Source organism: Nonomuraea sp. H19 (genome assembly GCF_052068215.1).
GTDB lineage: Bacteria > Actinomycetota > Actinomycetes > Streptosporangiales > Streptosporangiaceae > Nonomuraea.
The window spans coordinates 158,084-182,073 of sequence record NZ_JBQHCV010000007.1 but is presented as its reverse complement, the minus strand read 5'-3'; the positions used below and the strand labels follow the sequence as shown (position 1 = coordinate 182,073).

Below are 23,990 nucleotides of genomic sequence, written 5' to 3'. Positions count from 1 at the left end.
CGTATGTCGTGTAAAGGGAAAGATTCTCCCAATGGTCAGCGTTGGAGCCAGACCGCGGTGTCCGGCGGAACCGTTCCGTCGCCCGGCAGCGGGCCGCTGGACAGCAGGATCTCGCCCGGCAGGTCGAGGCGCACCGCCTCCTCGCCGGTGTTGAGCACCACGATCAGCCCGGGGTCGCGCTCGATGATGAGCACGTCCTTGGGGGAGTCGAGCCACGTGAGCGTGCCGCCGCCGAGCGCCGGGTGCTCCTTGCGGATCTTCAGCGCGGCCCGGTAGAGGTTCAGCGTGGAGCCGGGGTCGTCCTCCTGGACCTCGGCCGACAGCTCGGCCCACGACTCGGGGATCGGCAGCCACGGCTCCCGCCAGCCGCAGCCCGGGGCGGCCGTCCAGGGAATCGGCACCCGGCAGCCGTCGCGGCTCTCGCCGGTGCGCCGGAACGCCGGGTCCTGGCGCAGCTCGTCGGGCAGGTCGAGAACCTCGGGCAGGCCCAGTTCCTCGCCGTTGTAGAGGTAGGCCGAGCCGGGCAGGGCCAGCATGAGCAGCGTGGCCGCCCGGGCGCGGGCGATCCCGCCGTGCCGGGTGACGTGGCGGGGCTTGTCATGGTTGGACAGCACCCAGGTGGTAGGGGAGCCCACCAGCTCCGCCTCTTTGAGCGACTTGTCGATCACCGTACGGAACGACTTGGCGTGGAAATCCGCCATCATGAACTCGAAGTTGAACGCCTGGTGGAGCTCGTCGGGCCCCACATAGCGGGCCAGCCGCTCGGGCGAGGACACCCACGCCTCGGCCACGGCCATCCGCCCGCCGGGGTAGGAGTCGAGGATCGGCCGCCACTCGCGGTAGATGTCGTGCACGCCGTCCTGGTCGAAGTACGGCAGCCGCTCGTCGCCGAGCATCTCGGCCTGGCGGCCCTCCTTCGGCCCCACGTCGGGCAGCCCGTCGGCCTTGACCATGCCGTGGGCCACGTCGACCCGGAAGCCGTCCACGCCCCGGTCCAGCCAGAAACGCAGGATGTCGCGGAACTCGGCGCGCACCTCGGGGTTGTCCCAGTTGAGGTCCGGCTGCTCGGGCGCGAACAGGTGCAGGTACCACTGGCCGTCCGCGGCCTGCGTCCACGCCGGGCCGCCGAAGATCGACTCCCAGTCGTTGGGCCGGTCACGGAAGATGTAGCGGTCGCGCAGCCCGGCCTGGAACCACGGGTGCTGGTCGGAGGAGTGGTTCGGCACCAGGTCCACGATGACCCTGATGCCGGCCGCGTGGGCGTCGGCGATGAGCGCGTCGAAGTCGCGCAGCGAGCCGAACATGGGGTCCACGTCGCGGTAGTCGGCCACGTCGTAGCCGCCGTCGGCCATCGGCGAGGTGTAGAAGGGGCTCAGCCAGATGGCGTCCACGCCCAGGCGGGCGAGATAGCCCAGGCGCTCGCGCACGCCTTCGAGGTCGCCCATGCCATCGCCGTTGGCGTCGGCGAAGCTCCGGGGGTACACCTGATATACGACGGCGTCCCGCCACCAGTCGTCGTTGCCGAGCATGGCAGTCCTTCCCCCGGATGCCCGAGATGTCGGGTGATGTTCTGGTGAAGGATGACGCGACGAATCGCACCCGGTCAAGTGCAACTTTCGGAAAGTTGCAAAGGTCACCATGGGCTGGAGATTCGGTGTCGGTGAGGTCAGCGCCGTGAGGATCGGGTAACGCTCTTTCGCAAGTTCTTCCAATTCTTGCAAAGAGCGGCTAACGTCCCGGAAACATGGGGCCGCTAAGGCCGCCACTCAATGATCTTCCGGCAGCGGCGCGTACCCCCGTGCGCCGCTGCTCCTGTGTGACCTCAGGAGGTCCCATGCGCATGCGCGCTCTGGGAGCGGCCGCCCTCGCGACGCTCGCATTAACCGCGACGGCCTGCGGCGGCGAGTCCCCGTCGGCCACCCCGGCGACGCCCAGCGGGTCGGCGAGCGCCTCCGCGAACGCGGCCGGCGGCACCCTCGTGATCTGGGCCGACGCCAACCGCGTCAAGCCGCTCAAGCCCTTCGCCGACCAGTTCGGCACCGAGAACGGTGTGACGGTCGAGGTGAAGGAGATCAGCAAGGACAACCAGCAGACCTTCCTCACCGCCTCCCAGCAGGGCAGCGGCCCGGACATCATGATCGGCGCGCACGACTGGATCGGCAACCTGGTGCAGAACGGCGCCATCGACCCCGTCACGCTGACGGAGGAGCAGAAGGCCGCCTTCTCCGACAAGGCGATCCAGGCCGTGACCTTCAACGGGCAGATCTACGGTGCCCCGTACGCGGTGGAGAACATCGCCCTGATCCGCAACACCAAGCTCGCCCCCCAGGCGCCGCGCACGATCGAGGAAATGATCGGCAAGGGCAAGGAGCTCAAGGCGGCGGGCAAGGTCGAGGACGTCCTCTGCCTCCCCGTCGGCCAGAAGGGCGACGCCTTCCACGTCTACCCGATCTTCGCCTCCGCCGGCGGCGCGCTGTTCGGCACCACCGCCACCGGCGACCCCGACCCCAAGAAGGTGCTGCTCGACGCGCCGGACTCGGTCAAGGCCTTCGGCAAGCTGAAAGACCTGGGCGAGAAGGGCGACAGCGCCCTGAAGACGTCGATCACGAACGAGAACTACATCGTGAACTTCGCCGCCGGCAAGTGCGCCTACCTCATCTCCGGCCCGTGGGCGATCAGCGAGGTCAAGAAGGGCGGCATCGCCTACGACATCACGGCCGTCCCGCCGGTCGAGGACGGCAAGCCGGCCACCCCGTTCGTGGGCGTCCAGTCGTTCTTCGTGGCCTCCAAGGGCAAGAGCAAGACGCTGGCCCAGGAGTTCGTGACCAACTACGTGACCAACCAAGAGGTCGCGATGGCGCTGTACAAGGCCGACCCGCGGCCCCCGGCGCTGACCGCCGCGCTGCAGCAGGTCCAGAACGATGACCCCGACGCGGTCAAGTTCATGGAGGCCGGCGTGGACGGCTTGCCGATGCCGGCCATCCCCGAGATGGCGGCCATCTGGGAGCCCTTCGGCATCGCCGAGACCGCCGTCGTCAAGGGCGGTGACGCGGCCAAGGCCGCCGCGGCCGCGCAGAAGGCCATCGACGGCGCGCTCAAGAACGACTGACGGCATGGCTCTGGACGTGCGTGAGACCGCGCGGGCGAGCTCGCCCGCGCGGCCCCGCCGGGAGATCACCACGGCGTTCGTGGTGAGCAGGATCGCGGTGCTCGCCGTGGCCGCCGCGATCCTGCTCTACGCCGCGCCGCCGCTGGTCGCCGCCGGGTCGTGGGTGGCACTCGGGCTGCTGCTGGCGATCAGCGCGGCCATCGCGTACCTCTATCTGACCCGCCGCTTCATCCCCGCCAAATACCTCATTCCCGGCACCGTCTTCCTGCTCGCCTTCCAGGTGTTCCCCGTCCTCTACACGGTCACCACCGCGTTCACGAACTTCGGCGACGGGCACCGCGGCGACAAGGCCGCCGCCATCACGGCCATCGAGACCGGCTCGGTGCGGCAGGCCCCCGGCTCGCCCGAGTACACCCTGACCGCGGCGCTGCGCGGCGACGAGCTGGTGTTCCTGCTGGTCGACCCCAAGACCAAGCAGGCGCGGCTGGGCACCGCCGAAGGGCTGGCCCCGCTGGCCGGCGCCGAGGTCGGCGTCACCGGCAAGGTCCTCAAGGCGCCGGGCGTGACCGTGCTCAAGGCGCCCGAGGCGGCCGCCCGCGGCTCGCAGATCTCCGCGCTGGCCGTGCCCACCGACGGCGGCGTGATCAAGGCCAACGGGCTCAGCCGGGCCGTCGAGGGCAGGGCGACGCTGGTGTACGACGCCGCCTGCGACTGCGTGCGCGGCGACGGCGGCACCTGGACGGCCGACGAGAGCCAGGGGTATTTCGTCAACGCCAAGGGCGAGCACCTGGCGCAGGGCTGGCAGGTCGGCGTCGGCTTCGACAACTTCGCCCGCGTCCTGACTGATCCCACTATTTCGGGCTATTTCATGGGCGTGCTCGGCTGGAACATGGTCTTCGCCCTGGGCTCGGTGTTCGGCCAGTTCGCGCTCGGCATGTCCGTGGCGCTGGCGCTGCACCATCGGCGGATGCGCGGCACCCGGTTCTACCGGATCGCGCTGATCCTGCCGTACGCGATGCCCTCGTTCGCCATGCTGCTGGTCTGGCGGGACATGTTCAACCGCGACTTCGGCCTGATCAACCAGCTGCTCGGGGCGCACGTCGACTGGCTCGGCGAGCCGATGACCGCCCGGCTCGGCGTGATCCTGGTCAACCTGTGGCTCGGCTTCCCGTACATGTTCCTGGTCACCACCGGCGCGCTGCAGGCGATCCCGCGCGAGCTGACCGAGGCGGCCGGCATCGACGGGGCCACGCCGTGGAAGGCGTTCCGCGGGGTGACGCTGCCGCTGCTGCTGGTCGCGCTCACGCCGCTGCTGATCTCCTCGTTCGCGTACAACTTCAACAACTTCAACGCGATCGCGCTGACCACCGAGGGCGGGCCGTTCCCCGCCGAGAGCCCACAGGTGGGCGGCACCGACCTGCTGATCACCTACACGTTCCGGCTGGCGTTCGGCGCGGGCGGGGCGCAGTTCGGGTTCGCGGCGGCGATCTCGGTGTTCATCTTCGCGATCGTGGCGGTCATCTCGACCGTGGCGTTCCGCCGCACCCGCAAGCAGGAGGAGGTCTACGCGTGAAGCTGGCACTCAGGCACGTCTTCGTGCTGGCCGTGTGCGCGTTCGCGGTGTTCCCGGTCTTGTTCGTGGTGTCCGCGGCGTTCAACCCGCTCGGCACGCTGGCCTCCACCGACCTGCTGCCGAACGGGGCGAGCCTGCGCAACTTCGCCGACCTGCTCACCTCCGACGCCTACCCGTTCGCGCGATGGTTCTTCAACTCGGTGTTCATCGCGCTGACGGCCTCGTTCGCGAGCCTGCTGCTGTCGATGTTCGCCGCGTACGCCTTCAGCCGCATGCGCTTCGCGGGCCGCCGGGTCGGGCTGCTGGCGCTGCTGCTCATCCAGATGTTCCCGCAGTTCCTGGCCATCGTGACGATCTTCATGATCTTCACCGAGGTGACCGAGCTGTATCCGGCGTTCGGGTTCAACACCGTGTGGGGGCTCATGCTGCTCTACCTCGGCGGCGCGCTCGGCGTGAACACCTGGCTGATGAAGGGCTTCCTCGACACCGTGCCCAAGGAGCTCGACGAGGCCGCCACCGTGGACGGCGCCACGCACGCGCAGATCTTCTGGCGGGTCATCATGCCGCTGGTCACGCCGATCCTCGCGGTCACCGCGCTGCTGGCGTTCATCACCACGATGAGCGAGTTCCTCATGGCGAACGTGTTCCTGCGCGACCCCGAGAGCAAAACGCTCGCCGTCGGCATGTACGGGATGATCGCCGGCGACCACCGCAACGCGAACTTCGGCATGTTCGCCGCGGCCACGCTGCTGACCGCAGTGCCCACGGTCGGTGTATTCCTCTGGTTGCAGAAGTACATCGTCTCCGGGCTGACCGCCGGAGCTGTCAAGGGATAGGTGCGTTGCGCTACATCGGGGAGCCGCATCACGACGGCTCGGTTCTGTACGTCTCCGACCAGGAACCCGCGCTCGGCGCGCGGGTGACGCTCTGGCTGCGGGCGCCGCTGGCCGCCGGCGTGACCGGCGTGCACGTGCGCACGGTCCACGACGGCGAGCCGCGCTACGCCCAGGCGTCCGTGGACGGCTCGCGGACCAGAGCGGGCGGGTACGGCGACACCGACGTCTGGTGGCGGGCCGAGATCACCGCCGTCAACCCCGTCACCCCGTACCGCTTCCTGCTCGCCACCGACGGCGGCCAGGCGTGGCTGACGGCGGCCGGGCTCGTCACGCACGACGTGACCGACGCCGGCGACTTCCGCCTCGTGTGCCACCAGCCGCCGCCGTCGTGGATGTCGGACGCGATCGTCTACCAGATCTTCCCCGACCGCTTCGACCGCTCCGGCCCCATGCCGGACCTGCCGGACTGGGCGCTGCCCGGCGACTGGGACCGCGACCCGGTCATCCCCAGCGGATCCGGCACCTCCCGCCAGTTCTACGGCGGCGACCTCGACGGCATCGCCGGGCGGCTGGACCACATCCAGAGCCTCGGCGCCGACACCGTCTACCTGACGCCGATCTTCCCCGCCCGCTCCAACCACCGCTACAACGCCTCCAGCTTCGAGACGATCGACCCCCTGCTGGGCGGCGAGGCGGCCCTGCACCGGCTGTCCGGCGCGCTGCACCGGCGCGGGATGCGGCTGCTCGGCGACATCACCACCAACCACTGCGGCGACACGCACGAGTGGTTCACCGCCGCGGTGTCCGACGTGAACGCCCCAGAACGCGAGATGTTCTTCTTCGACCCCCATACCGGCGACTACGAGAGCTGGTGGGGCGTCAAGACGCTGCCCAAGCTCAACTGGGGCAGCGACCTCGTGCGCTCCGGCATGCGGGCGGTGCTGAAGAAGTGGCTCGGGCCGCTCGACGGCTGGCGCGTGGACGTGGCCAACATGACCGGACGGCTCGCCGCCGCCGACCACAACCACGAGGTCGCCGCCCTGCTGCGGCGCGCGCTCGGCCCGGAGGCCGCCTTCATCGCCGAGCACAACCACGACGCCTCGCCCGACCTCGACCGCGACGGCTGGCACGGCACCATGAACTACGGCGGCTTCACCCGCCCCGTCTGGGCCTGGCTGCGCGGTCCCGACCTGGACCTGGAGCACTTCCTCGGCGTGCCCGGCGGCGTGCCCGCACGTGACGGCCTGGCCACGCTCGCCACGTTCCGGGCCTTCGCCTCCCACATGTCGTGGCGCTCGCTCACGCACTCCTGGCAGCTGCTCGACTCACACGACTCGCCGCGCATCCGCACCGTCACCGGCTCGCGCGAACGCCACCTGCTCGCCCTCGGCCTGCAGGCCACGCTGCCCGGCACGCCCATGGTGTTCGCCGGCAGCGAGTTCGGCCTGACCGGCGTGAACGGCGAGCACTCCCGCACCCCGATGCCCTGGAACCGGCCGGGGGAGCAGGACCTCGCGACGCTGGCGGCCTACCGGGAACTCCTCGGGCTGCGCCGTGCCGAGCCCGCCCTGCGCCACGGCGGCCTGCGCTGGCTGCACGCCGACGCCGACTGCCTGGTCTTCGCGCGCGAGACGTACGAGGAGTCCCTCGTGGTCTGCGTACGCCGGGCGCCGGGCGAGCCGCTGGCTCTCGGCGCCCGCGCGGAAGGCGTCTACGACGCGCAGGACGGCGACGTCATACCAGGTGACGGACCCTCGCTGCGAGTCTGGCGCCTCAGGCGCTGATCAGGCTACGGTGGCCTCTGCTCGATTCATCCTTCAACTAGATAGTGGTGCTCGTATGAGGGTGCTGTCCTTAGCCGTCATGGCCGCGCTCCTGCCTGCCGTACCGTCCGCCGCTCTGGCCCAGGCGGGCACGGCCTACTACGTGGACTCCAAGGCAGGCGACGACGCCGCTGCGGGCACCAGCGCCACCGCACCGTGGAAGTCGCTCGACAAGGTCAACACGGCCGACCTCAAGCCGGGTGACACCGTCGCCTTCAAGCGCGGCAGCGCCTTCACCGGCACCCTCACCCTGTCGGCCAAGGGCACCGCGGCCCGGCCCATCTCCGTCAAGGCGTACGGCACCGGCTCCCTCGCCAAGATCAGCGGTGCCGACGGCGACTGCGTCGTCATCAGCGGCAACCACTGGCGCGTCAGCGGCCTGCGCGCCTCCGGCTGCCGCTGGGCCGGCTTTCAGATCGACGGCGACCACAACGAGCTGGCCGGTGTGCAGGCCGACCGCAACATCGCCGGCGTGTACGTCACGCTCATCGGCTCGCACAACACCATCCGCGACAGCGTCCTGACCGACAACAACCGGATGAGCATCAACGACGAGGGCGGCGACGACGACTCCGGCGCCTTCGGCGTGCTGCTCAGCGGCGACGACAATGTGGTGACCGGCAACACCATCACCGGCAGCTTCGCCAAGAGCCAGGACTACGGCACCGACGGCGCCGCCATCGAGATCTTCAACGGCGACCGCAACCGGATCACCCACAACGTCTCCAGGAACAACGAGACCTTCACCGAGCTCGGCGCCCAGAAGGGCAAGACCGCCACGGGCAACCTGTTCGCCTTCAACGTCGTGACCTCCTCCCGCGGCCGCGGCTCGTTCCTCATCACCCGCGGCTCCGGCCACATCGTCGGCCCGGTCAAGGGCACCGTCGCCACGCACAACTCGGTCTACCTGCCCGCCAAGGACACCGTCGGCTGGTCCTGCCACGACGGCTGCGCGCCGTCGATACTCAAGCTCCGCAACAATGTGATCGTCGTCGGCGGGGTGTCCGGCTGGGAGGACGGCAAGGGCGCCGACGAGAATGGCGGCGTCTACAAGAGCCGCTCCGGCAAGTTCAAGCTCGGCCCCAAATCGGTCATGGCGGATCCGCGCTTCGTCTCCCGTACGGACCTGCGCCTGAAGCCCGGCTCCCCGGCGCTCGGCCGCGGCCTCGCCCTCACCCCCGCCTGGTACGGCGGCAAGGCCTTCGCCAAGGACGCCGCAGGCAAGCCCCTGACAGGGCCGCTGGACGCGGGCGCATACCAGCACTGAGCTGCCGGTGGCCCCGTCGCGGGCGGTCAGGTGGTGCGGTGGGTGGAGAGTGACGCGTGGTGGTCGGCACCGTCCGGGCCGTGCGGGTCGGTGTGGACGGTGGCGGCTCTCAGGCGCGGCAGCTCGTGGATGAGCCGGTGTTCGGCCTCCACCGCCACCGCGTGGGCGTCGACGACCGACATGTCGTGATCAACGAGGATTTCTACCTCGGCGTGCAGTGCGTGCCCGATCCACCGCAGCCGTACGGAGCCGACGTCCCGCACACCCTCCACCGTGGCCAGGATGCGCTCGGCGGCGTCCACGAGGGCGGGATCGACGGCGTCCATGAGCCGGTGGTAGATCTCGCGGGCCGCGTCACGCAGGACGAAGCAGATGGCGACGGTGATCAGGAGGCCGACGATCGGGTCGGCGATCGGGAATCCCAGCCCCGCGCCGCCCGCGCCCAGGAGCACGGCCAGGGAGGTGAAGCCGTCGGTCCTGGCGTGCAGGCCGTCGGCCACCAGCGCGGCCGAGCCGATCTCCCTGCCCACCTTGATGCGGTAACGGGCGACCCACTCGTTGCCGAGGAACCCGGCCACGCCCGCGGCCGCCACCCACCAGACGGCCTGGATGTCCTGCGGATCCAGCAGCCGCTTGACGGCCTCGTACCCCGCCAGGGCCGCCGAGGCGGTGATGAGCAGGACGATGACGATGCCGGCGAGGTCCTCCGCCCGGCCGTACCCGTAGGTGAAGCGGCGGGTCGCGGCGCGGCGGCCGACCGAGAACGCGATGGCCAGCGGGACGGCGGTGAGGGCGTCGGCGAGATTGTGCAGGGTGTCACCGAGGAGCGCGACCGAGCCGGACGCGATGACGATCACCGCTTGGACGGCGGCGGTGACCATCAGCACGGCGAACGAGATGGCCAGCACGCGCATGCCGCGGCTGCTGGACTCCAGGGCGGCGTCCGTCTTGTCGGCGCTGTCGTGACTGTGGGGCGCGATCGCGTGACCGACCCGGCTCAGAACCGCCCGAACCCCCCGCGGCCGCTCCGACCCGCCGCCATCCCCATGTCCATGCCCGTGCCCATGCCCGTGCCCATGCCCATGCCCATGCCCGTGTCCATGCCCGTGGCCTCGGTCATGCTCGTGTCCGCCGTCACCGCGTACCTGCCCGTCGGTCTGGCCGGGCGGGTCGGCCGGAGGTGGTGTGGGGCCGGAATCCCGATGCTCGGACATGGCATCCCCTCGCTTGCGCAATACATCCCTTTTGGCCAGGATATGTAGTCATGTACGCACGCGACAACGTCTCAGGTGCCGATCACTCGCAGGAGCAACCCACTCCCGCACAGGTCAGCGCCGCCGTTGACGCCTTCCGCATGCTCAGCGACGCCACCCGCCTCAGGCTCATGTGGCTGTTGTCGTCCGGGGAACTGGATGTGAATTCCCTTGCCGCGGCCCTCGGCGTGCCCCGCCCGTCGGTGTCCCAGCACCTCGCCAAGCTCAGGCTCGCCGGACTGGTGACCACCCGCAGGGAAGGCCGCCGCGTGCTCTACCGCGCCCGGGACTCACACGTGCGCGCGCTGATCGCGGAGGCCATGTTCCACGCCGACCACGAGGTCTCCGGCCTGCCCCGCCACGACTGACACCCCTACCCGGTCAATCGCCCGGTCTCCTGGACGCGCGCGCGGTTCTCCCCGCGGGCGGCCAGTTTGGCGACCACGTCCACGATGCGGACGGCGCGTTCCAGTTCGGCGCGGTGGAAGACCGGCCCGTCGGCGCGCGCGATCACCACGTGCATCCCGTGCGCCAGCACCGGCAGCAGCATCAGCCGCAGTTCGGCGGCGGCCATGGTGGCGGCGCGCGGCGGCGGCTCCGGCAGCTCGAACTCGGCGGGAGCGGCCAGCGAGGCGTGCCGTACGACGCCGTCGGCGACCGCCAGCGACCACTCCGCGCCGCACAGCCCGGGCAGGGCGTCCACCAGCGTGGCCAGGCCCCGCGAGGGCTCGGCCACCACGTGCATGAGCAGGTCGTAGTCCGGTGCCGAGCCCGGCACTTCCTTGGTGGCCCAGACCCCTTCGATCCGTACGCCGGGCAGGGCGGACAGCCGCTCGCGCGCCTCCGCCGTCGTCACCGGCCCCGGCCAGGACACCGTGAAGTCGTCCACGGCCCGCCCGGCCTCGCGTTCGAGCACGGTGACCTGCAGGATGTCGGCTCCGAGCGCCCCCAGCGCCTTGGCCACCTGCCCCAGCCCACCTGGCCGGTCCGGCAGCGACACCCTCAGTCGCAGCAGCATTGCCGCCCCCTTTCCACAGGCTTTCACAGTGCCGTGGAAAGGTTTCGAGTAAGTTCCACGGACATGTCGCACATGCTGCGGTTATATCCCAGGATGCGAGTTTAAGTCCGGATTGTCGATAAATGACTGCTGTGGTTTTCCATCCTCTCTCCCGCCCGCGGCCCTGGCCATCGTGTTCTGCTGACCAGGGCCTGCGGCGGTCAGGCGAAGACGTCCTGCTGGTAGCGTCCGGCCGCCTCCAGCCCGGCCAGCCAGGCGGCACCGTCAGCGGCGTCGTGACCCGTCTTGCGGTGGTGGATGTCCAGCAGCGTCTGCCGCACCGCGGGCGCCATCCGCAGCCCGTCGCCGCACACGTACACGTGGGCGCCCTGGTCGAGCAGCTGCCACACCTCGTCGGCGTGGGCGGCGACGGCGTCCTGGACGAACCGGTACGGGTGGCCCGGCACCGCTGAGAACGCGGTGTGCGCGGAGACGCCCCAGGCCGCCAGGTCGCCGGTGTACAGCAGGTCGTGCGCGGGGTGGCGGCAGCCGGTGAACACCGCGGCGGGACCGGTGGCGCCCGCCAGCCTGCGCTCCTCCAGGAAGCCGCGCAGCGGCGCGAACCCGGTGCCGGGACCGATGAGGATCACGGGCGTGGCCGGGTCGTCGGGGAGCCGGAACGGCGGGGCCGGGACGCGGACGTAGCCGTAGAACACCTCGCCCTCAGGCAACCCGGCCAGATAGGCCGAGCACATGCCCTGGTAGGTGCCGGTGCCGGACCAGGCGGGGCCCTCGACGAGGCCGACGGTGAGCCGCACCAGCGACGGGTCCGCCAGCGGCGAGGAGGAGACCGAGTAGTAGCGGGGCTTGATCGGCCCGGCCATCTCCAGGAACACCGGCAGCGGCAGCTCGATCGCGGGGAAGCGTTCGAGCAACGCCAGCGCGGAGAGGCGCTTGGCGAGGATCTCCTCGGCGTAGCCCGCGGTCAGCTCGGCGAGCTGTCCGCGGGTCCACGGGCACGCGGTGTGGGCGGCCAGCGCCTCCAGGTCGGACCTGTTGGCCACCTCCTGCAGCTCGGCGAACTCGGTCAGCAGCAGACCCGCCGTGACCGGCGTGTCCACGGGCAGGTGGGTGGCGCCGGCGGCGCGCAGCCGCACCACCTGCTGGCGGGGGACGCGCAGGCAGTGCAGCGCCCATTCGACCAGCTCCGGGTCGTTCTTGGCGAAGACGGCGATGTGGTCGCCGGCCGAGTACGTGACCCCTTCCGGGAGCCGGGCCACGATGGAGCGCACGCCGGGGCGCGGCGCCTCGATCGAGAAGTCCCAGAGTCCGGCGGGGTCGCCGGTCAGCTCCTCGTTGGAGACCACGGTCAGCGGGTAGGCGCGCTCGGAGACGACGGCGGGCCTGATCTCGGCCTCGGTGAGCACCTCCATCTCATAGCGCGGCCCGGCGGATCCGGTGTCGGCGCTGTACTGCTCGGCCAGCGCCGCCCACAGCCGCGCCGTCCACGCCGACACGTCGCCGTCGAAGTCGCCGTCGGTGTCGGCCTCGCCGCGCTCGATCAGCGGCACCGCTCCGGCGGCCGTCAGCTTCTCGTACGCGCGGCGCGGGAACTCCTGGTACGTCGGCCACTGCGTGTTCCCGCACCCGAGCACGGCCAGCCGCACCCCGGACAGGTCGGGCAGCGCCTCAAGGGCGTCGAAGCGCTGGGCGTTGTCGGGGGCCTTGCCGTTGTAGGAGGAGGCGACCACGATCAGCAGGCCCTCGCCCGGCGGCGTCAGTTCATCGAGGGTGGTCAGCGTGGTGGCGAACCCGGCCCGCCCGGCCCGCTCGGCCAGCCGCTCGGCGATGTCGGCGCTGGTGCCGAGGTTGGAGCCGTAGGCGACGGTGAGCGGCACGCCGGTGACGGCGATGTCCTGCTGCTCGGCCTCCTGCACGGCCTGCTCGGTCACGACGCTCCGCTCGTGGGCGCGCCGCTCCCGCACCCGGAGCGTGAACCCCTCCGGCTTGAGGGTGAGCGTCTGCTTGATCTTCATACGGTAGGCGTCCGGGTCGGACAGGGCGAAGCGGCGCAGGATCATCGCCAGCGCCAGCCTGGCCTCGGTGAGCGCGAACTGGCGGCCGATGCAGGCCCGCTCCCCGTTCCCGAACGGCTTGTACGCACCCGGGTGGTGGGACTGCTTGTTCTCCGGCAGCCAGCGGTCGATGTCGAACTCGTCGGGCCGATCCCACGCCTTGGGGTGGCGGTGCAGCACCGGCAGCAGCACGACGACCCCCTGGTCCTTGGGGATGGGGTAACCGCCGATCACGGTGTCCTCGATCGCGCTCACGCTGAACGCCGGGATCGGCGACCAGAACCGCAGCGTCTCCTCCAGGACGCGCGAGATGACGTCGAGCTTCATGATCGCCTCGTATGTCGGCGGTTCGTCGCCCGGCAGCAGCCGGTCGACCTCGTCGTAGGCGCGGGCCAGGGTGTGCGGCTCGCGCAGCAGGTTGTAGAGGGCGAAGGAGAGCAGGCCGCTGGTGGTCTCGTGGCCGGCGATCAGGAAGGTGAGGACCTGGTTGCGGATGTTCTCGTCGGACAGGCGGCCGCCGGACTGCGGGTCGGACGCCTCCAGCATGAGGCCGAGCAGGTCCTTCGCGCCGCCGGCGCCGTCTGCGCGACGCTGCTTGATCACGTCGTCGACCAGCTCCTGCATGGTGGCGATGTCGCGCCGGTACGCCTCCTCGCGCCCGCGCTTGAGCTTGGTGACGAACGGCAGCTGGCTGTTGCGCAGCATGGCCTCGGTCAGCGCGCCGCCCATGGCCTGCAGGAACGGGTGCAGCTCGGGCGAGTCGAAGGAGTCGAACCGGTAGCCGAAGCCGGTCAGCGAGATCGTGTCCAGGGTCAGCCGGGTCATGTCATCGGAAACCGGCAGGTCCTCCCCCTGGCGACCTGCCCACGACGCGACGAGCTGCTCGGCGACCTCCAGGAACTGCGGGTAGTACGCCTTCATCGAGCGCTGGCTGAAGGCGGGCATCAGGATGCGGTGGGCCTGCCCCCACACCGGCTCGTCGGGCTCGGCCGTGAACAACCCGTCGCCGGCGAAGTCACGCACGATCGTCAGCGGCGGGCGGATGCGCTTGACGAAGCGGCTCTCATCGCACACCTCCGTGACGAGGTCGGGGTCGTACACCACGATGACCGTGCGGCCGACGATCTCGAGCTGGAAGATGCCCTCCTTCCGGTATCGGGAGGAGACCTCGATGAAGTGCTCAATGGGCGAGTGCGCGGGGATCTGCAGCGTGTTGCCCAGGATGGGCAGGCCCTGCGGGGCGGGGATCCGTGCCATGAATGCTCCCTGACGTAGCCATACACCGTATGGTGGACGCTACCATACGGTGTATGGCTGTGAGCGCGCGCAGGGGCGCACCCCTGAGTCTCAGCGAGATCGGCGCCGTGGCGCTGCGCCTGATGGACGAGGGCGGCGTGGAGGGGCTGTCCATGCGCAAGCTGGCGGCGGAGCTGGATGTCAACCCGATGTCGCTCTACCACCACGTGGAGAGCAAGGACGCGCTGCTGGGGCACATCTGCGCCATGGCGGCAGAGCGGGTGCATCTGCCGCCGGACGACGGCACGCCGTGGCAGGACCAGCTCAGGGCCCTCGCGCTGGCCTACCACCGCAACGCGCGCGAGCATCCGGCCCTATGGACATACGTACACAGCCGTCCCGACATCACCTCCGACCGGCGGCTGCCGATGTGGGAGGCGCTCGACCGGATCCTGCGGCTGGCCGGGGTGCCGGAGGCGGAGCTGCGCCGGACGGGCGACGTGTTGCACGCGTTCGTCGGGGGGATCATCACGGCCGAGATCCAAGGGCGCATTCCGGACGATCCCGAGGAGATCGACCGCACCCTCGACACGGCCGTCAACCTGATCGTCCACGGCCTGAGCGGATCCGGCCGGTAGCGGATCCCCGCACCCGTCGGCCGGCGGGCCGGTGCAGCAGGCGTAAGGCGAGGAGTGTGAGCCGGGTCCAGTCCGGCGGCGATCGGGCCCGCGCGGGACAGGCTTCCAGCCTAGGCCGATGCCTGCCAGACGGCCTCGAAGGCCGCCTCGGTGATCTCGGTCAGCTCCCAGATCTCCAGCGGCTGGTCGGTGAGGAAGCCGTGCTCGTCCTGCAGGTGCCGCCACCAGTAGCGGCGGGCGAGGCGGTCGGCGCCGACCTCGACCTGCCTGATCGCCCAGTGCTCGCCGTCGCCCTCGACGCTCTCGAACAGCCAGGCGCGGCCGTCCTCGTCGGCAAGGTGCCAGTAGTGGCGGGGGGCGTCGGACTCGGCGAGTTGCCTGACCAGCGGCTGGCGGAGATCTTCAAGCACGGGCCCACTCTAGACACCCCGGCCCATAGGCGCAGGCTGTTGCGCATCCCGAAACACCACCGCATCACTTGTCCCCATGCGGGTATGTTGATGCGGGTGTCTACAGCCGTCGCCCGTTCTGTGCCCATTCCCGTGGCCAGGCTCGCCTGGCTGGACGCGTTGCGTGGCATCGGCGCGCTCGCGGTCGTGGCCGAGCACCTGCTGCCGTGGTTCCTGCCGGACCTGCGGCCGTACTGGTTCAACCTGGGCGTCTACGGCATTTTCGTGTTCTTCCTGGTCAGCGGCTACATCATCCCCACGTCGCTGGAGCGGCACGGCGACGTGCGGGCGTTCTGGATCAGCCGGTTCTTCCGGCTCTACCCCCTCTACCTGAGCGTGATCGTCCTGGTGCTGGCCCTGGCGTGGTGGGTGCCGGTACGCGGGGAGGTGCCGCGGGACGGGAGCGCGGTGGCGGCGCACGCGACCATGCTGCTCGACGTGGTGAGCGTGGGAGGCGTGGCCGACACGATGTGGACGCTGTCGTACGAGATGGTGTTCTACCTGCTGGTCACCGCGCTGTTCCTGATCCGGGCGCACGATCGCAGCGGACTGCTGTCGATGCTCTTCGCCGCGGGGTCCGTGGTCGTGGGGCTGGTGGCGTCCGGAGCGGTGCTGGTGGGCGGGTGGCCGGCGTACTTGTCCTGCGGGATGTTCGTGGCCGGGCTCGTGTGCGTGGTGTGGGGGCGGCTCCGTACGCCCGCGGCCTGCGTGCTCGGCGTGATGGCGCTGGCGCTGCTGCTGCTGAGCAGCCGGGTGCCGTGGCTGGGCGCGGCGGTGATCGCGATCATGTTCGCGGGCACGGCGATCCACCGGTGGGAGCGCGGCGGCGGCTCGCTGTGGCCGGTGGCGGTGACGACGGCGCTGGTCGCGATCGCGCCCCTGTGGGCCATCGAGAGCGGCTGGTGGTGGGTGCAGGCCGACGTGTGGCTCACCACGATCGCGCTGGCGGGCGCCACGTTCGCGGGCGCGATGGCGCTCCGTGCACGGCGGTTGCCGAGGGTGCTCGTCTGGCTCGGGCTGATCAGCTATTCGCTCTACCTGGTGCACCATCCGCTGCTGAAGTATTTCGTGGAGATCAGCGGCGACCTGCGGCAGGCGGAGTTGCCGTACCAGCTCGGTATGGCGGCGCTGGCGATGACCGTGGTGCTGGTCGTCAGCGCGCTGGCCTACCGCTGGATCGAGCGGCCCATGCAGGCGCTGGGCCGCCGCGTCTCACGCAGGAGCACCCGCGGGCTCCAGGGCCCGGCCGATCAGCGGGTGGCGGGACAGGGCCCGCGACACGACGGGGTCCTCGGCCATGAGGAAAGCCAGATGCCTGATGGCATGCGCGACCACGTTGGCCGGGGCGACCCGGTCGGGTGATGGCGCGGCGGGCGCCTCGCCGCGGGCGATCTCCAGCACGGGGACCTCGATCGCGGGCAGCCATGGCGCCGGATCGGGGCACACCGCGTACGTCAGGACGATCCTGTCGTCCGGCTCATATCGCCAGCTCGTGGAGTGCACGACGGTGTCCGGATCGGCCGCCGTCACCCCGCTGAGCCGCCGCGCGGCCGCGTCCGGGCTCTCGCCGGGTCCCGGCTGAATCATGGCATGCCGATACGACCAGCGATTGTCGGTGCTCACCCGTAGCATGAGCGTCTCAACCAAGACCACGTGTCTTCCCGTCACCGCGAACAACTTACTGCCAATGATATGCAAGTGCGCTACTGACGCAGATGTCTCCCTGCTCTTGAACACCGCGGCGCGCCCGGCTGTAGTCGATGGCGTGCGAGAGAGAGGCCGACAGCCATGCCCGGCTTGCTGGTGCTGATGGGATCGGGCGAGACGAGCCCGACCATGGTCGAGATCCACCGCGCCGCCGCGCGGACGCTGCGCGCGGGGGCGCGGGCGGTGCTGCTCGACACTCCTTACGCCTTCCAGGAAAACCGCGCCGACATCTCCGCCCGCGCCTGCCGATACTTCGCCCGCAGCGTCGGCCTGGACGTCGAGGTGGCCTCCGGGATCACCGGCGCCGACTGGGTCTTCTCCGGCCCCGGCAGCCCCACCTACGCGCTGGACCGGTGGACGGACTCGGGCGTGGCCGGTGACCTGCGCGCCCGGGTCCGGGCCCGTCAGGGGGTGACCGTGCTGGCCTCTGCGGCGGCCTGCACGGCCGGCCTGGCCACCGTCCCGGTCTACGAGATCTACAAGGTGGGCGCGGACCCGCACTGGCGCGAAGGCCTCGACCTGCTGGCGCCGCTCGGCCTGCGGGCGGTGCTGATCCCGCACTTCGACAACGCCGAAGGCGGCACCCACGACACCCGCTACTGCTACCTCGGCGAGCGCCGGCTGTCGCGCCTGGAGGGCGAGCTGCCGCCCGGCACCGTCGTGCTCGGCCTCGACGAGCACACGGCGGTCGTCATCGATCTGGAGAGCGAAACGGTGCGGGTGGCGGGCAGGGGAGGTCTGACGGTCCGGTGTCCCGGCTCGCAGACCGTCCTGCCCACGGGGACGCGCACCGACCTGGCCGAGCTCCGCCGCCTGGCGGAAGGCGGCCCCGGCAGGCCGGCGCCGCCGCGGGCCGATCCGGAGCCGGTGCCCGCCGAGGTCACGCTCGAGGAGACGATCCGGTCGTGTGAGGAGCTGTTCAAGGCGGCCGCGGCCAAGCCCGACATGGTGGCGGCCGCGCAGAGCGTGCTCGACCTCGAAGCGGAGGTCGTCAAGTGGGCGGCCGACACCGAGGAGGACGCCGGTGGCGTGGATCAGGCCAGGGAGCTGATGCGGCTGCTCATCGCCCGGCTCGGCGAGCTGGCCGCGACGGCGAGCCTGCCCGGCCTGGTGGAGCCGCTGCTGGCGCTCCGTGCGCGGTTGCGGGATGAGGGTCGCTACGAGGTCGCCGACGCGCTGCGGGCGGCGATGCTCACCGGCGGCGTCCTCGTGGAGGACACACCCGACGGGCCCCGCTGGACTCCTGCGCCGTGAACTGCCGCCACCCATGGGAAGCCGGTGACCTGCTCGTCGCCGTGCGGCTTCTCCCCGGACTGGCTGACGGAGCCGGTAAAGGCGGGGTAACGTGGCGCCGTCACTCGACGTGCCCGCGACGTTACAGTTGGCTCTGGTTGTCGTGCGTGCGAGACTCGGATGCATGGAAGGCGATGAGGCGATGACTGCTTTGCCGGACGATGGGTGGTTGGTTGCCCATGCGCCACCGCGGCGTGTCAGGCTTTTCGTCGTGCCACCGAGCAATGATGGCTACACCGTCGAGGACTGGCTCAAGCTGCCTGAAACCGGGGAGCGGATCGAGTTGATCGACGGGAGTTTTGTCGTGAGTCCCATGCCCAAATCCGATCATGCACTCGCGGCGAAGCGCCTGGTCCGCATCCTGGATGATGCGCGCCCTCCGGAATACGAGGTGGTCGAGACGATCAACCTCGAGGTTGGCGAAGATGGTCTCATCCCTGACGCCGTGGTAGGGCTTGCCGAGACGATAGCGGCGGGGGTCGCAAGTCTCACCGCCGCCCAGGTCGTGTGCGTGGTCGAGGTCGTCAGCCCGGGCAAGGTAAACCGTCGCCGCGACTATGAGATCAAGCCGCCCATATATGCCGCAGCAGGCATCGCGGTCTTCATCCGGGCCGAGCTCATGGGCGACGACGCGCCGCGTGTCGAAGTCTTCAATCTCGGCGCGCAGGGCTACGAATTGATTGCGGAGGCCAAGGCAGGGGACATTCTGACGATCAGTGAGCCTTTCCCCGTCTCCTTCGACCCAGCGGTGCTCGCCGGTCAGCGACCCAGATAGCCGTCTCCACGCAGGCGTGAGTCAGCGGCGCGGAGGGTCGATGCGGGTGCCGTCCATGGTGAAGATCATGAGCCGGGACAGGTCGACCGCCACCTTGGCGGCGTCGCCGACGCGCCAGACGGGCCGGTTGCCGAGCCGGACGATCAGGTCGGAACGCCGATGGATGCCGCTGTTCGGGTGCTGTCCCACCTGCTCCTGCTGCTGGTGCTCCTCCTTCGGCGTCGAGAACAGCCGCCGCACCAGCCCCGACAGCTTCCCCGACCCGTTCTTCTCGCCGTTGACGTGATGGCGCGGGTCCGGCGGCTCGGGCACCGGCATGGCCGGCATGCCGCACTCCAGATACGCCAGCCACTCGTGCCCGTGGTACTCCAGCGCCCGCACCCGGCCGAAGAACGACGGCCCCTCGTACGACTCCGGCACCGCCGCCAGCCCGTCGGGCCGCAGCCCCACCAGCACCTGCCCGCCCGTGTGCTGCGAGATCGCGTACGCCCTGGGATCGCTCCACGGCAACATCAGCCGGTGCGGGCCGAAATCGAGCATGACGTACTGGTTCTGAGGCGTCCTGACGCCGGCGGCCAGCAGATTCAACTGCTGCGAGTTGAGGAACGCCGCCACGAACGCCGTCGCTGGATCGTTGTAAATCTGGGCCGGGGTGCCGACGTCCTGCAGCACCCCGCGATTCAGAATGGCGATCCTGTCGGCCAGCGTGAGGGCCTCGACCTGGTCGTGCGTCACGTAGATCGTGGTGACGCCGAGCGACCTGACCAGCGCGGAGATCTCCATGCGCAGCTCGGTACGCATGCCGGCGTCCAGGTTCGACAGCGGCTCGTCCATCAGGAACAGCTTGGGCTGGCGGACGATCGCCCGGCCCATCGCGACACGCTGGCGCTGACCGCCGGAAAGCGTGCCCGGGCGGCGGTCGAGCGTCTCGTCGATGTGCAACGCCTTCGACAGCTCCGTGACCCGCTCGCGCACCATCGCCGGGTCCGACTTGGCGATCTCCAGGGGGAAGGCGATGTTCCCGCGTACGGTGCGGTGGGGGTAGAGGGCGCCGTTCTGGAACACCATGGCGACGTCGCGGTCCCGCGGAGCCAAGTGGTTGGCCAGCTGGCCGTCCAGCCACAGATCACCCGCGGTGATCTCCTCCAAGCCCGCGATCATGCGGAGCAGCGTGGACTTGCCACATCCGGACGGACCGAGGAGGACGAGGAACTCGCCGTCTTCCGCCCGCAGGCTCAGCCGGTCGACTGCGAGGTAGCCGCCCGGATACACCTTGGACACTTTGTCGAGAACGACCGAGCTCATGGGCCCACACCTTGCACGCGTGTCACCTGTGACGGGATTGAAGGGGTAGTACATCGCGCCTTAACGCTGCATGTCCACCCTTGACATAAAGAATCTGCTTCCAATTAGTTTCGGCCGGGGTTTTTAGGGGACCGAAACCGAAATTTCCGGACAAGTAGGCTGCGGCAAGCAGTTGCGTAAAGTTGCGGAAAGAGCTTTCATGGTCGAAACGTCCGTGGGGAGACTATGACCGCGTGGTGGCGGAACGCCGGTAGTTCGGCGTCGCGTGGCACGTCGCTGCTCGCCTCGGATGTCCCTGGAGCAGCGGATTCGGCAGCCTGGTGGAAAGTAAAGTGAGTGGCATGAACGGTCACGCTCGCCTCGCCGACATCGCCGCCCAGGCAGGGGTGAGCGAGGCCACGGTCAGCCGGGTGCTCAACGGCAAGCCCGGGGTCTCGGCCACCACCCGGCAGGCGGTGATGACCGCGCTCGACCTCATGGGCTACGAGCGGCCGCCCCGGCTGCGCCAGCGCAGCCACGGGCTGATCGGCCTGGTCACGCCCGAGCTGGACAACCCGATCTTCCCGGCGTTCGCGCAGGCGATCGAGAAGGCGCTGACCCAGCACGGCTACACGCCGGTGCTGTGCACCCAGCTGCCCGGCGGCGCGCCGGAGGACGAGTTCACCGAGCTGCTGGTGGACCGGGGGGTGAGCGGCATCGTGTTCGTGTCGGGCCTGCACGCCGACACCACCGCCCGCATGGACCGCTACACCCGGCTGATCGACCGCGGGCTGCCGATCGTGCTCGTCGACGGCTACAGCGAGCACATCGACGCGCCCTTCATCTCGCCCGACGACCGCATGGCCGTCCGGCTGTCCGTGCAGCACCTGGTCGACCTCGGCCACGAGCGCATCGGCCTGGCGCTGGGGCCGCGCAGGTTCGTGCCGGTGATCAGGAAGATCGAGGGATTCAAGCAGACCATGGCGCACCTGCTGGGCGCGACCGACGTCGACGACCTGATCGCGCACTCGCTGTTCTCGGTCGAGGGCGGGCAGGCGGCGGCCGCGCAGCTGCTCGTCCGCGGCTGCACCGGCATCGTGTGCGCGAGCGACCTCATGGCGCTGGGCGCCATCCGCGCCTGCCGGGAGAAAGGGCTGTCGGTGCCGGGAGAGGTGTCCGTGGTCGGCTTCGACGACTCGCCGCTGATCGCCTTCACCGACCCGCCGCTGACCACCGTACGCAAGCCGATCGGCGCCATGGCCTCGGCGGCCGTGCAGACGCTGCTGGAAGAGGTCAACGGCGCCCCCGCCAAGCACGTGGAGCTGATCTTCCAGCCGGAGCTGGTCGTGCGCGGCTCCACCGGATCGGGCCCGCTGGTCAACCGGTGACGCGCGACGTCCTGGTCCTCGGCGGCGCCGGGGTCGACACGACGGTTTACGTCCCCGAGCTGCCGCTGCCGTACAAAGACACCTACCAGGTGCCGCCGGTCGTCGACCGGATCGGCAGCACCGGCGCCGGGGTGGCGCTCGGCTGCCACGCGCTCGGGCTGGACGTCGCCTTCGCCGACCTGATCGGCGACGACCCGCAGGGCGCGCTGATCCGCCACGCGCTGCGCGACCTGGACTGCGCCTGGGGGCGGGCCGCGGCGGGCACCCGCAGAAGCGTGCTGCTCGTGGGACCCGACGGCCGCCGCACGTCCTTCTACGACGCCAAGGCCACCCCCGGCGAGCGGCTGCCTCGGGAGCTGTACGCGAACGTGCGGGCCAGGCACGTCCACCTGTCGATCATGGACTTCTGCCGCCACGCCTACCCGGACCTGGACGGCACGCCGACCTCCACCGACCTGCACGACTGGGACGGCGCCGACGACTACCACAAGGACTTCGCCTACCGCTCCGACCTGGTGTTCCTGTCGGCCACCGCGCTGCGGGAGCCGGCCGCCACCATGCGCGGCATCCTCGCCCGCGGCCGCGCCCACACGGTCGTGTGCACGCGCGGCGCCGACGGCTGCCTCGTGCTGACCCGCGACTCCGGCGTACGTGCCTTCCCGGCCGCGCCGCTGCCCGGGCCGGTGGCCGACAGCAACGGCGCGGGCGACGCGTTCGTCTCCGGATTCCTGTACGGCACGCTGCGCGGCCGGCCGCTGGAGGAATGCGTCGAGCTGGGCTCGATGGCCGGCGCGCACGCCTGCACGGTCGCCGGCACCCACGAGTCCCCGATCACCGAGCCCCTCCTGCTCACCCGGGCGGCCGCGGCGCGGCGGCCAGATCAAGCTCCCGCCAGGCCCGTCCCACGAACGGCGGGACCGAAGCCAGCAGATAGACGCACGTGAACGCGTACAGCGTCGCCGTGAGCCCGGCCACCTCGGTGAGCGAGCCGGCCAGCAGGCCGCCGACCGGCATGCCCGCGTACGCGGCGGCGTTCATGGTGCCGAGCACGCGTGCCCGCAGGTGGGCGGGGATCCGGTCGTACTGCATGACGCCGAGGATGGGGTTGATGGCGCCGGCCGCGAATCCGGAGAGCGCGGTGACGCCGAGCGCCACGGGCAACGGCGCGCCGAGCGCCAGCACCAGCACGCGCGGGACCCCGGCGAGGACGAAGGACAGCCCGAACGTCAGCCGCCGGGGTAATCGCGCGCCGGCGGCGCCGTAGACGATGGTCCCGGCCAGCGCGCCCGCCCCGACCGCGCCGGCCAGCAGCCCGAACGCGCGGGGATCGTCCGTCACGTCGCGGGCGTACAGCGCCAGCAGCACCTGCGTCACGCCCGTGTCCAGCAGATTGACCACCACGACCATCGTGGTGGCGCTCACCTGCAGCCGGTCGCTCCACAGAAAGGCCAGCCCGTCGCGCAGGCCGCGCAGATATCCGCCAGGCGCCCCGCCGCCGCTGACCCGCGGAACGCCGCAGCCGATCAGCAGCGCGGAAAGCAGGAACGTGACCCCGTCCACGTAAAGGAGTGCGTTCGCCCCGAGCCAGGCGATCATCACCCCGGCGAGCGGCGCCCCCACCATCGCCGCGCCCCGGTGGACGCCGTCGTAGGACGCGGTCGCCCGGTCGATCCGCACCTCCCCGAGCGCGGACAGCTCGGGGAGCAGCGCCTTGCGCGCGGTCTCCCCGGGGGTGGCCACCAGCCAGCGCAGGAACAGCAGCGCCAGCAGGGCTGGGTAGGACAGCCCGGTCGTGGAGAACAGCACCGGAACGGCCAGAACCACGAGCCCGCTCGTCAGGTCGGACAGCACGCTCGCGCCCCGGAAACCCAGCTTGTCCACCAGCGTCCCGGCGAAGGCGGCGGACAGGACGATGGGGAACGTCGTCGCGAACGCGGCCAATCCCGTGAGCGCCGCGCTGCCCGTGGTGTCCAGGACGAACCACGGCACGGCCATCAGGGAAAGCATGCTCCCGGTGACGGAGAGAGCGTTGGCGGACAGCAAGATGATGAAGGGACGCCTCACGCGCAATGCCTCCGGAAACGTTTCCCTCATCGCTCGACCGGCGCCGAGGGTGTCGCACCCCTCGATCATGAATACCGCACGGCTGCCTAGCAACCGCCTGCGCCGATCGCGCCCCGATGCCGGGCGACGCCGCGCCTGTCTCTAAACTCGGGCACGCGGCCCGGCCTCGCCGCGGGTTTCGTCCGGGATATGCGGTGCGGGGTGACGGTTCGCCGTTAGAGGG

21 protein-coding genes are annotated in these 23,990 nt (G+C 70.4%); 13 read left to right on the top strand and 8 right to left on the bottom strand.

What is annotated here, in order from left to right:
- Window positions 1-35 precede the first annotated feature (35 nt).
- Window positions 36-1,529, bottom strand: a complete 1,494-nt coding sequence (locus ACTMTI_RS17250) for a glycoside hydrolase family 13 protein (RefSeq protein ID WP_441121368.1) — start codon at window positions 1,527-1,529, stop codon at window positions 36-38.
- A gap of 305 nt (window positions 1,530-1,834) precedes the next feature.
- Here ACTMTI_RS17250 and ACTMTI_RS17245 point away from each other — a divergent pair, with 305 nt between their 5' ends.
- Genes ACTMTI_RS17245 through ACTMTI_RS17225 form a run of 5 tightly spaced genes read left to right on the top strand, consistent with a single transcriptional unit; the run spans window position 1,835 to window position 8,608 of the window.
- A complete protein-coding gene (locus ACTMTI_RS17245; RefSeq protein ID WP_441121367.1) occupies window positions 1,835-3,109 on the top strand; it encodes a sugar ABC transporter substrate-binding protein in 1,275 nt (424 codons plus the stop codon).
- 4 nt (window positions 3,110-3,113) lie between these two features.
- Complete coding sequence (locus ACTMTI_RS17240) at window positions 3,114-4,682, top strand: ABC transporter permease subunit (RefSeq protein WP_441121366.1); 1,569 nt, start codon at window positions 3,114-3,116, stop codon at window positions 4,680-4,682.
- Window positions 4,679-5,518 carry a sugar ABC transporter permease gene (locus ACTMTI_RS17235; RefSeq protein WP_441121365.1) on the top strand — a complete coding sequence of 280 codons (840 nt, stop codon included), beginning with the start codon at window positions 4,679-4,681 and terminating at the stop codon, window positions 5,516-5,518. The genes ACTMTI_RS17240 and ACTMTI_RS17235 overlap by 4 nt, the downstream gene beginning before the upstream one ends.
- Before the next feature lie 5 nt (window positions 5,519-5,523).
- Window positions 5,524-7,302, top strand: a complete 1,779-nt coding sequence (locus ACTMTI_RS17230) for a glycoside hydrolase family 13 protein (RefSeq protein WP_441121364.1) — start codon at window positions 5,524-5,526, stop codon at window positions 7,300-7,302.
- 55 nt (window positions 7,303-7,357) lie between these two features.
- Window positions 7,358-8,608, top strand: coding sequence for a NosD domain-containing protein (locus tag ACTMTI_RS17225; RefSeq protein WP_441121363.1), 1,251 nt, complete (start codon window positions 7,358-7,360; stop codon window positions 8,606-8,608).
- A gap of 26 nt (window positions 8,609-8,634) precedes the next feature.
- Here the strand turns inward: ACTMTI_RS17225 and ACTMTI_RS17220 are convergent, their stop codons facing one another.
- Window positions 8,635-9,522, bottom strand: coding sequence for a cation diffusion facilitator family transporter (locus ACTMTI_RS17220; protein WP_441121362.1), 888 nt, complete (start codon window positions 9,520-9,522; stop codon window positions 8,635-8,637).
- Window positions 9,523-9,605: 83 nt separating this feature from the next.
- Window positions 9,606-9,728, bottom strand: a complete 123-nt coding sequence (locus tag ACTMTI_RS17215; protein WP_441121361.1) for a hypothetical protein — start codon at window positions 9,726-9,728, stop codon at window positions 9,606-9,608.
- A 144-nt stretch (window positions 9,729-9,872) separates the two neighbouring features.
- On the opposite strand from ACTMTI_RS17215, the gene ACTMTI_RS17210 reads away from it, so the two are divergent.
- Window positions 9,873-10,229, top strand: a complete 357-nt coding sequence (locus ACTMTI_RS17210) for an ArsR/SmtB family transcription factor (RefSeq protein WP_441121360.1) — start codon at window positions 9,873-9,875, stop codon at window positions 10,227-10,229.
- 5 nt (window positions 10,230-10,234) lie between these two features.
- Here the strand turns inward: ACTMTI_RS17210 and ACTMTI_RS17205 are convergent, their stop codons facing one another.
- Together ACTMTI_RS17205 and ACTMTI_RS17200 are read right to left on the bottom strand one after the other, a co-directional pair.
- Window positions 10,235-10,879, bottom strand: a complete 645-nt coding sequence (locus ACTMTI_RS17205; RefSeq protein WP_441121359.1) for an ACT domain-containing protein — start codon at window positions 10,877-10,879, stop codon at window positions 10,235-10,237.
- 200 nt (window positions 10,880-11,079) lie between these two features.
- Window positions 11,080-14,190, bottom strand: coding sequence for a bifunctional cytochrome P450/NADPH--P450 reductase (locus ACTMTI_RS17200; protein WP_441121358.1), 3,111 nt, complete (start codon window positions 14,188-14,190; stop codon window positions 11,080-11,082).
- Window positions 14,191-14,243: 53 nt separating this feature from the next.
- Here ACTMTI_RS17200 and ACTMTI_RS17195 point away from each other — a divergent pair, with 53 nt between their 5' ends.
- The gene (locus ACTMTI_RS17195) at window positions 14,244-14,807 is read left to right on the top strand and encodes a TetR/AcrR family transcriptional regulator (RefSeq protein WP_441121357.1); all 564 of its coding nucleotides are present in this window, start codon (window positions 14,244-14,246) and stop codon (window positions 14,805-14,807) included.
- A gap of 110 nt (window positions 14,808-14,917) precedes the next feature.
- Here the strand turns inward: ACTMTI_RS17195 and ACTMTI_RS17190 are convergent, their stop codons facing one another.
- Window positions 14,918-15,217, bottom strand: a complete 300-nt coding sequence (locus ACTMTI_RS17190) for a hypothetical protein (protein WP_441121356.1) — start codon at window positions 15,215-15,217, stop codon at window positions 14,918-14,920.
- Window positions 15,218-15,307: 90 nt separating this feature from the next.
- Here ACTMTI_RS17190 and ACTMTI_RS17185 point away from each other — a divergent pair, with 90 nt between their 5' ends.
- The 4 genes from ACTMTI_RS17185 (at window position 15,308) to ACTMTI_RS17170 (ending at window position 19,031) form a co-directional block, all read left to right on the top strand.
- Entirely contained in the window at window positions 15,308-16,618 is a 1,311-nt protein-coding gene (locus tag ACTMTI_RS17185) for an acyltransferase family protein (protein ID WP_441121355.1), read from the top strand.
- On the top strand, window positions 16,575-16,838 hold the full coding sequence (locus ACTMTI_RS17180; RefSeq protein ID WP_441121354.1) for a hypothetical protein: 264 nt from the start codon (window positions 16,575-16,577) through the stop codon (window positions 16,836-16,838). The genes ACTMTI_RS17185 and ACTMTI_RS17180 overlap by 44 nt, the downstream gene beginning before the upstream one ends.
- A 206-nt stretch (window positions 16,839-17,044) precedes the next feature.
- Window positions 17,045-18,217: a hypothetical protein gene (locus tag ACTMTI_RS17175; RefSeq protein WP_441121353.1), complete on the top strand. Its 1,173-nt coding sequence runs from the start codon at window positions 17,045-17,047 to the stop codon at window positions 18,215-18,217.
- Between the two features lie 163 nt (window positions 18,218-18,380).
- Window positions 18,381-19,031 (top strand): Uma2 family endonuclease, encoded by a 651-nt coding sequence (locus ACTMTI_RS17170; RefSeq protein ID WP_441121352.1) that lies wholly within the window; start codon window positions 18,381-18,383, stop codon window positions 19,029-19,031.
- A 21-nt stretch (window positions 19,032-19,052) separates the two neighbouring features.
- On the opposite strand, the gene ACTMTI_RS17165 is transcribed toward ACTMTI_RS17170, so the two are convergent.
- Entirely contained in the window at window positions 19,053-20,336 is a 1,284-nt protein-coding gene (locus ACTMTI_RS17165; RefSeq protein WP_441121351.1) for an ABC transporter ATP-binding protein, read from the bottom strand.
- A gap of 341 nt (window positions 20,337-20,677) precedes the next feature.
- On the opposite strand from ACTMTI_RS17165, the gene ACTMTI_RS17160 reads away from it, so the two are divergent.
- Together ACTMTI_RS17160 and ACTMTI_RS17155 are read left to right on the top strand one after the other, a co-directional pair.
- Complete coding sequence (locus ACTMTI_RS17160; RefSeq protein WP_441121350.1) at window positions 20,678-21,703, top strand: LacI family DNA-binding transcriptional regulator; 1,026 nt, start codon at window positions 20,678-20,680, stop codon at window positions 21,701-21,703.
- Window positions 21,700-22,647, top strand: a complete 948-nt coding sequence (locus ACTMTI_RS17155) for a carbohydrate kinase family protein (protein ID WP_441121349.1) — start codon at window positions 21,700-21,702, stop codon at window positions 22,645-22,647. Before ACTMTI_RS17160 ends, ACTMTI_RS17155 begins: the two co-directional genes overlap by 4 nt.
- On the opposite strand, the gene ACTMTI_RS17150 is transcribed toward ACTMTI_RS17155, so the two are convergent.
- Window positions 22,553-23,767, bottom strand: a complete 1,215-nt coding sequence (locus ACTMTI_RS17150) for an MFS transporter (protein ID WP_441121348.1) — start codon at window positions 23,765-23,767, stop codon at window positions 22,553-22,555. The genes ACTMTI_RS17155 and ACTMTI_RS17150 overlap by 95 nt on opposite strands.
- Window positions 23,768-23,990: the final 223 nt, after the last annotated feature.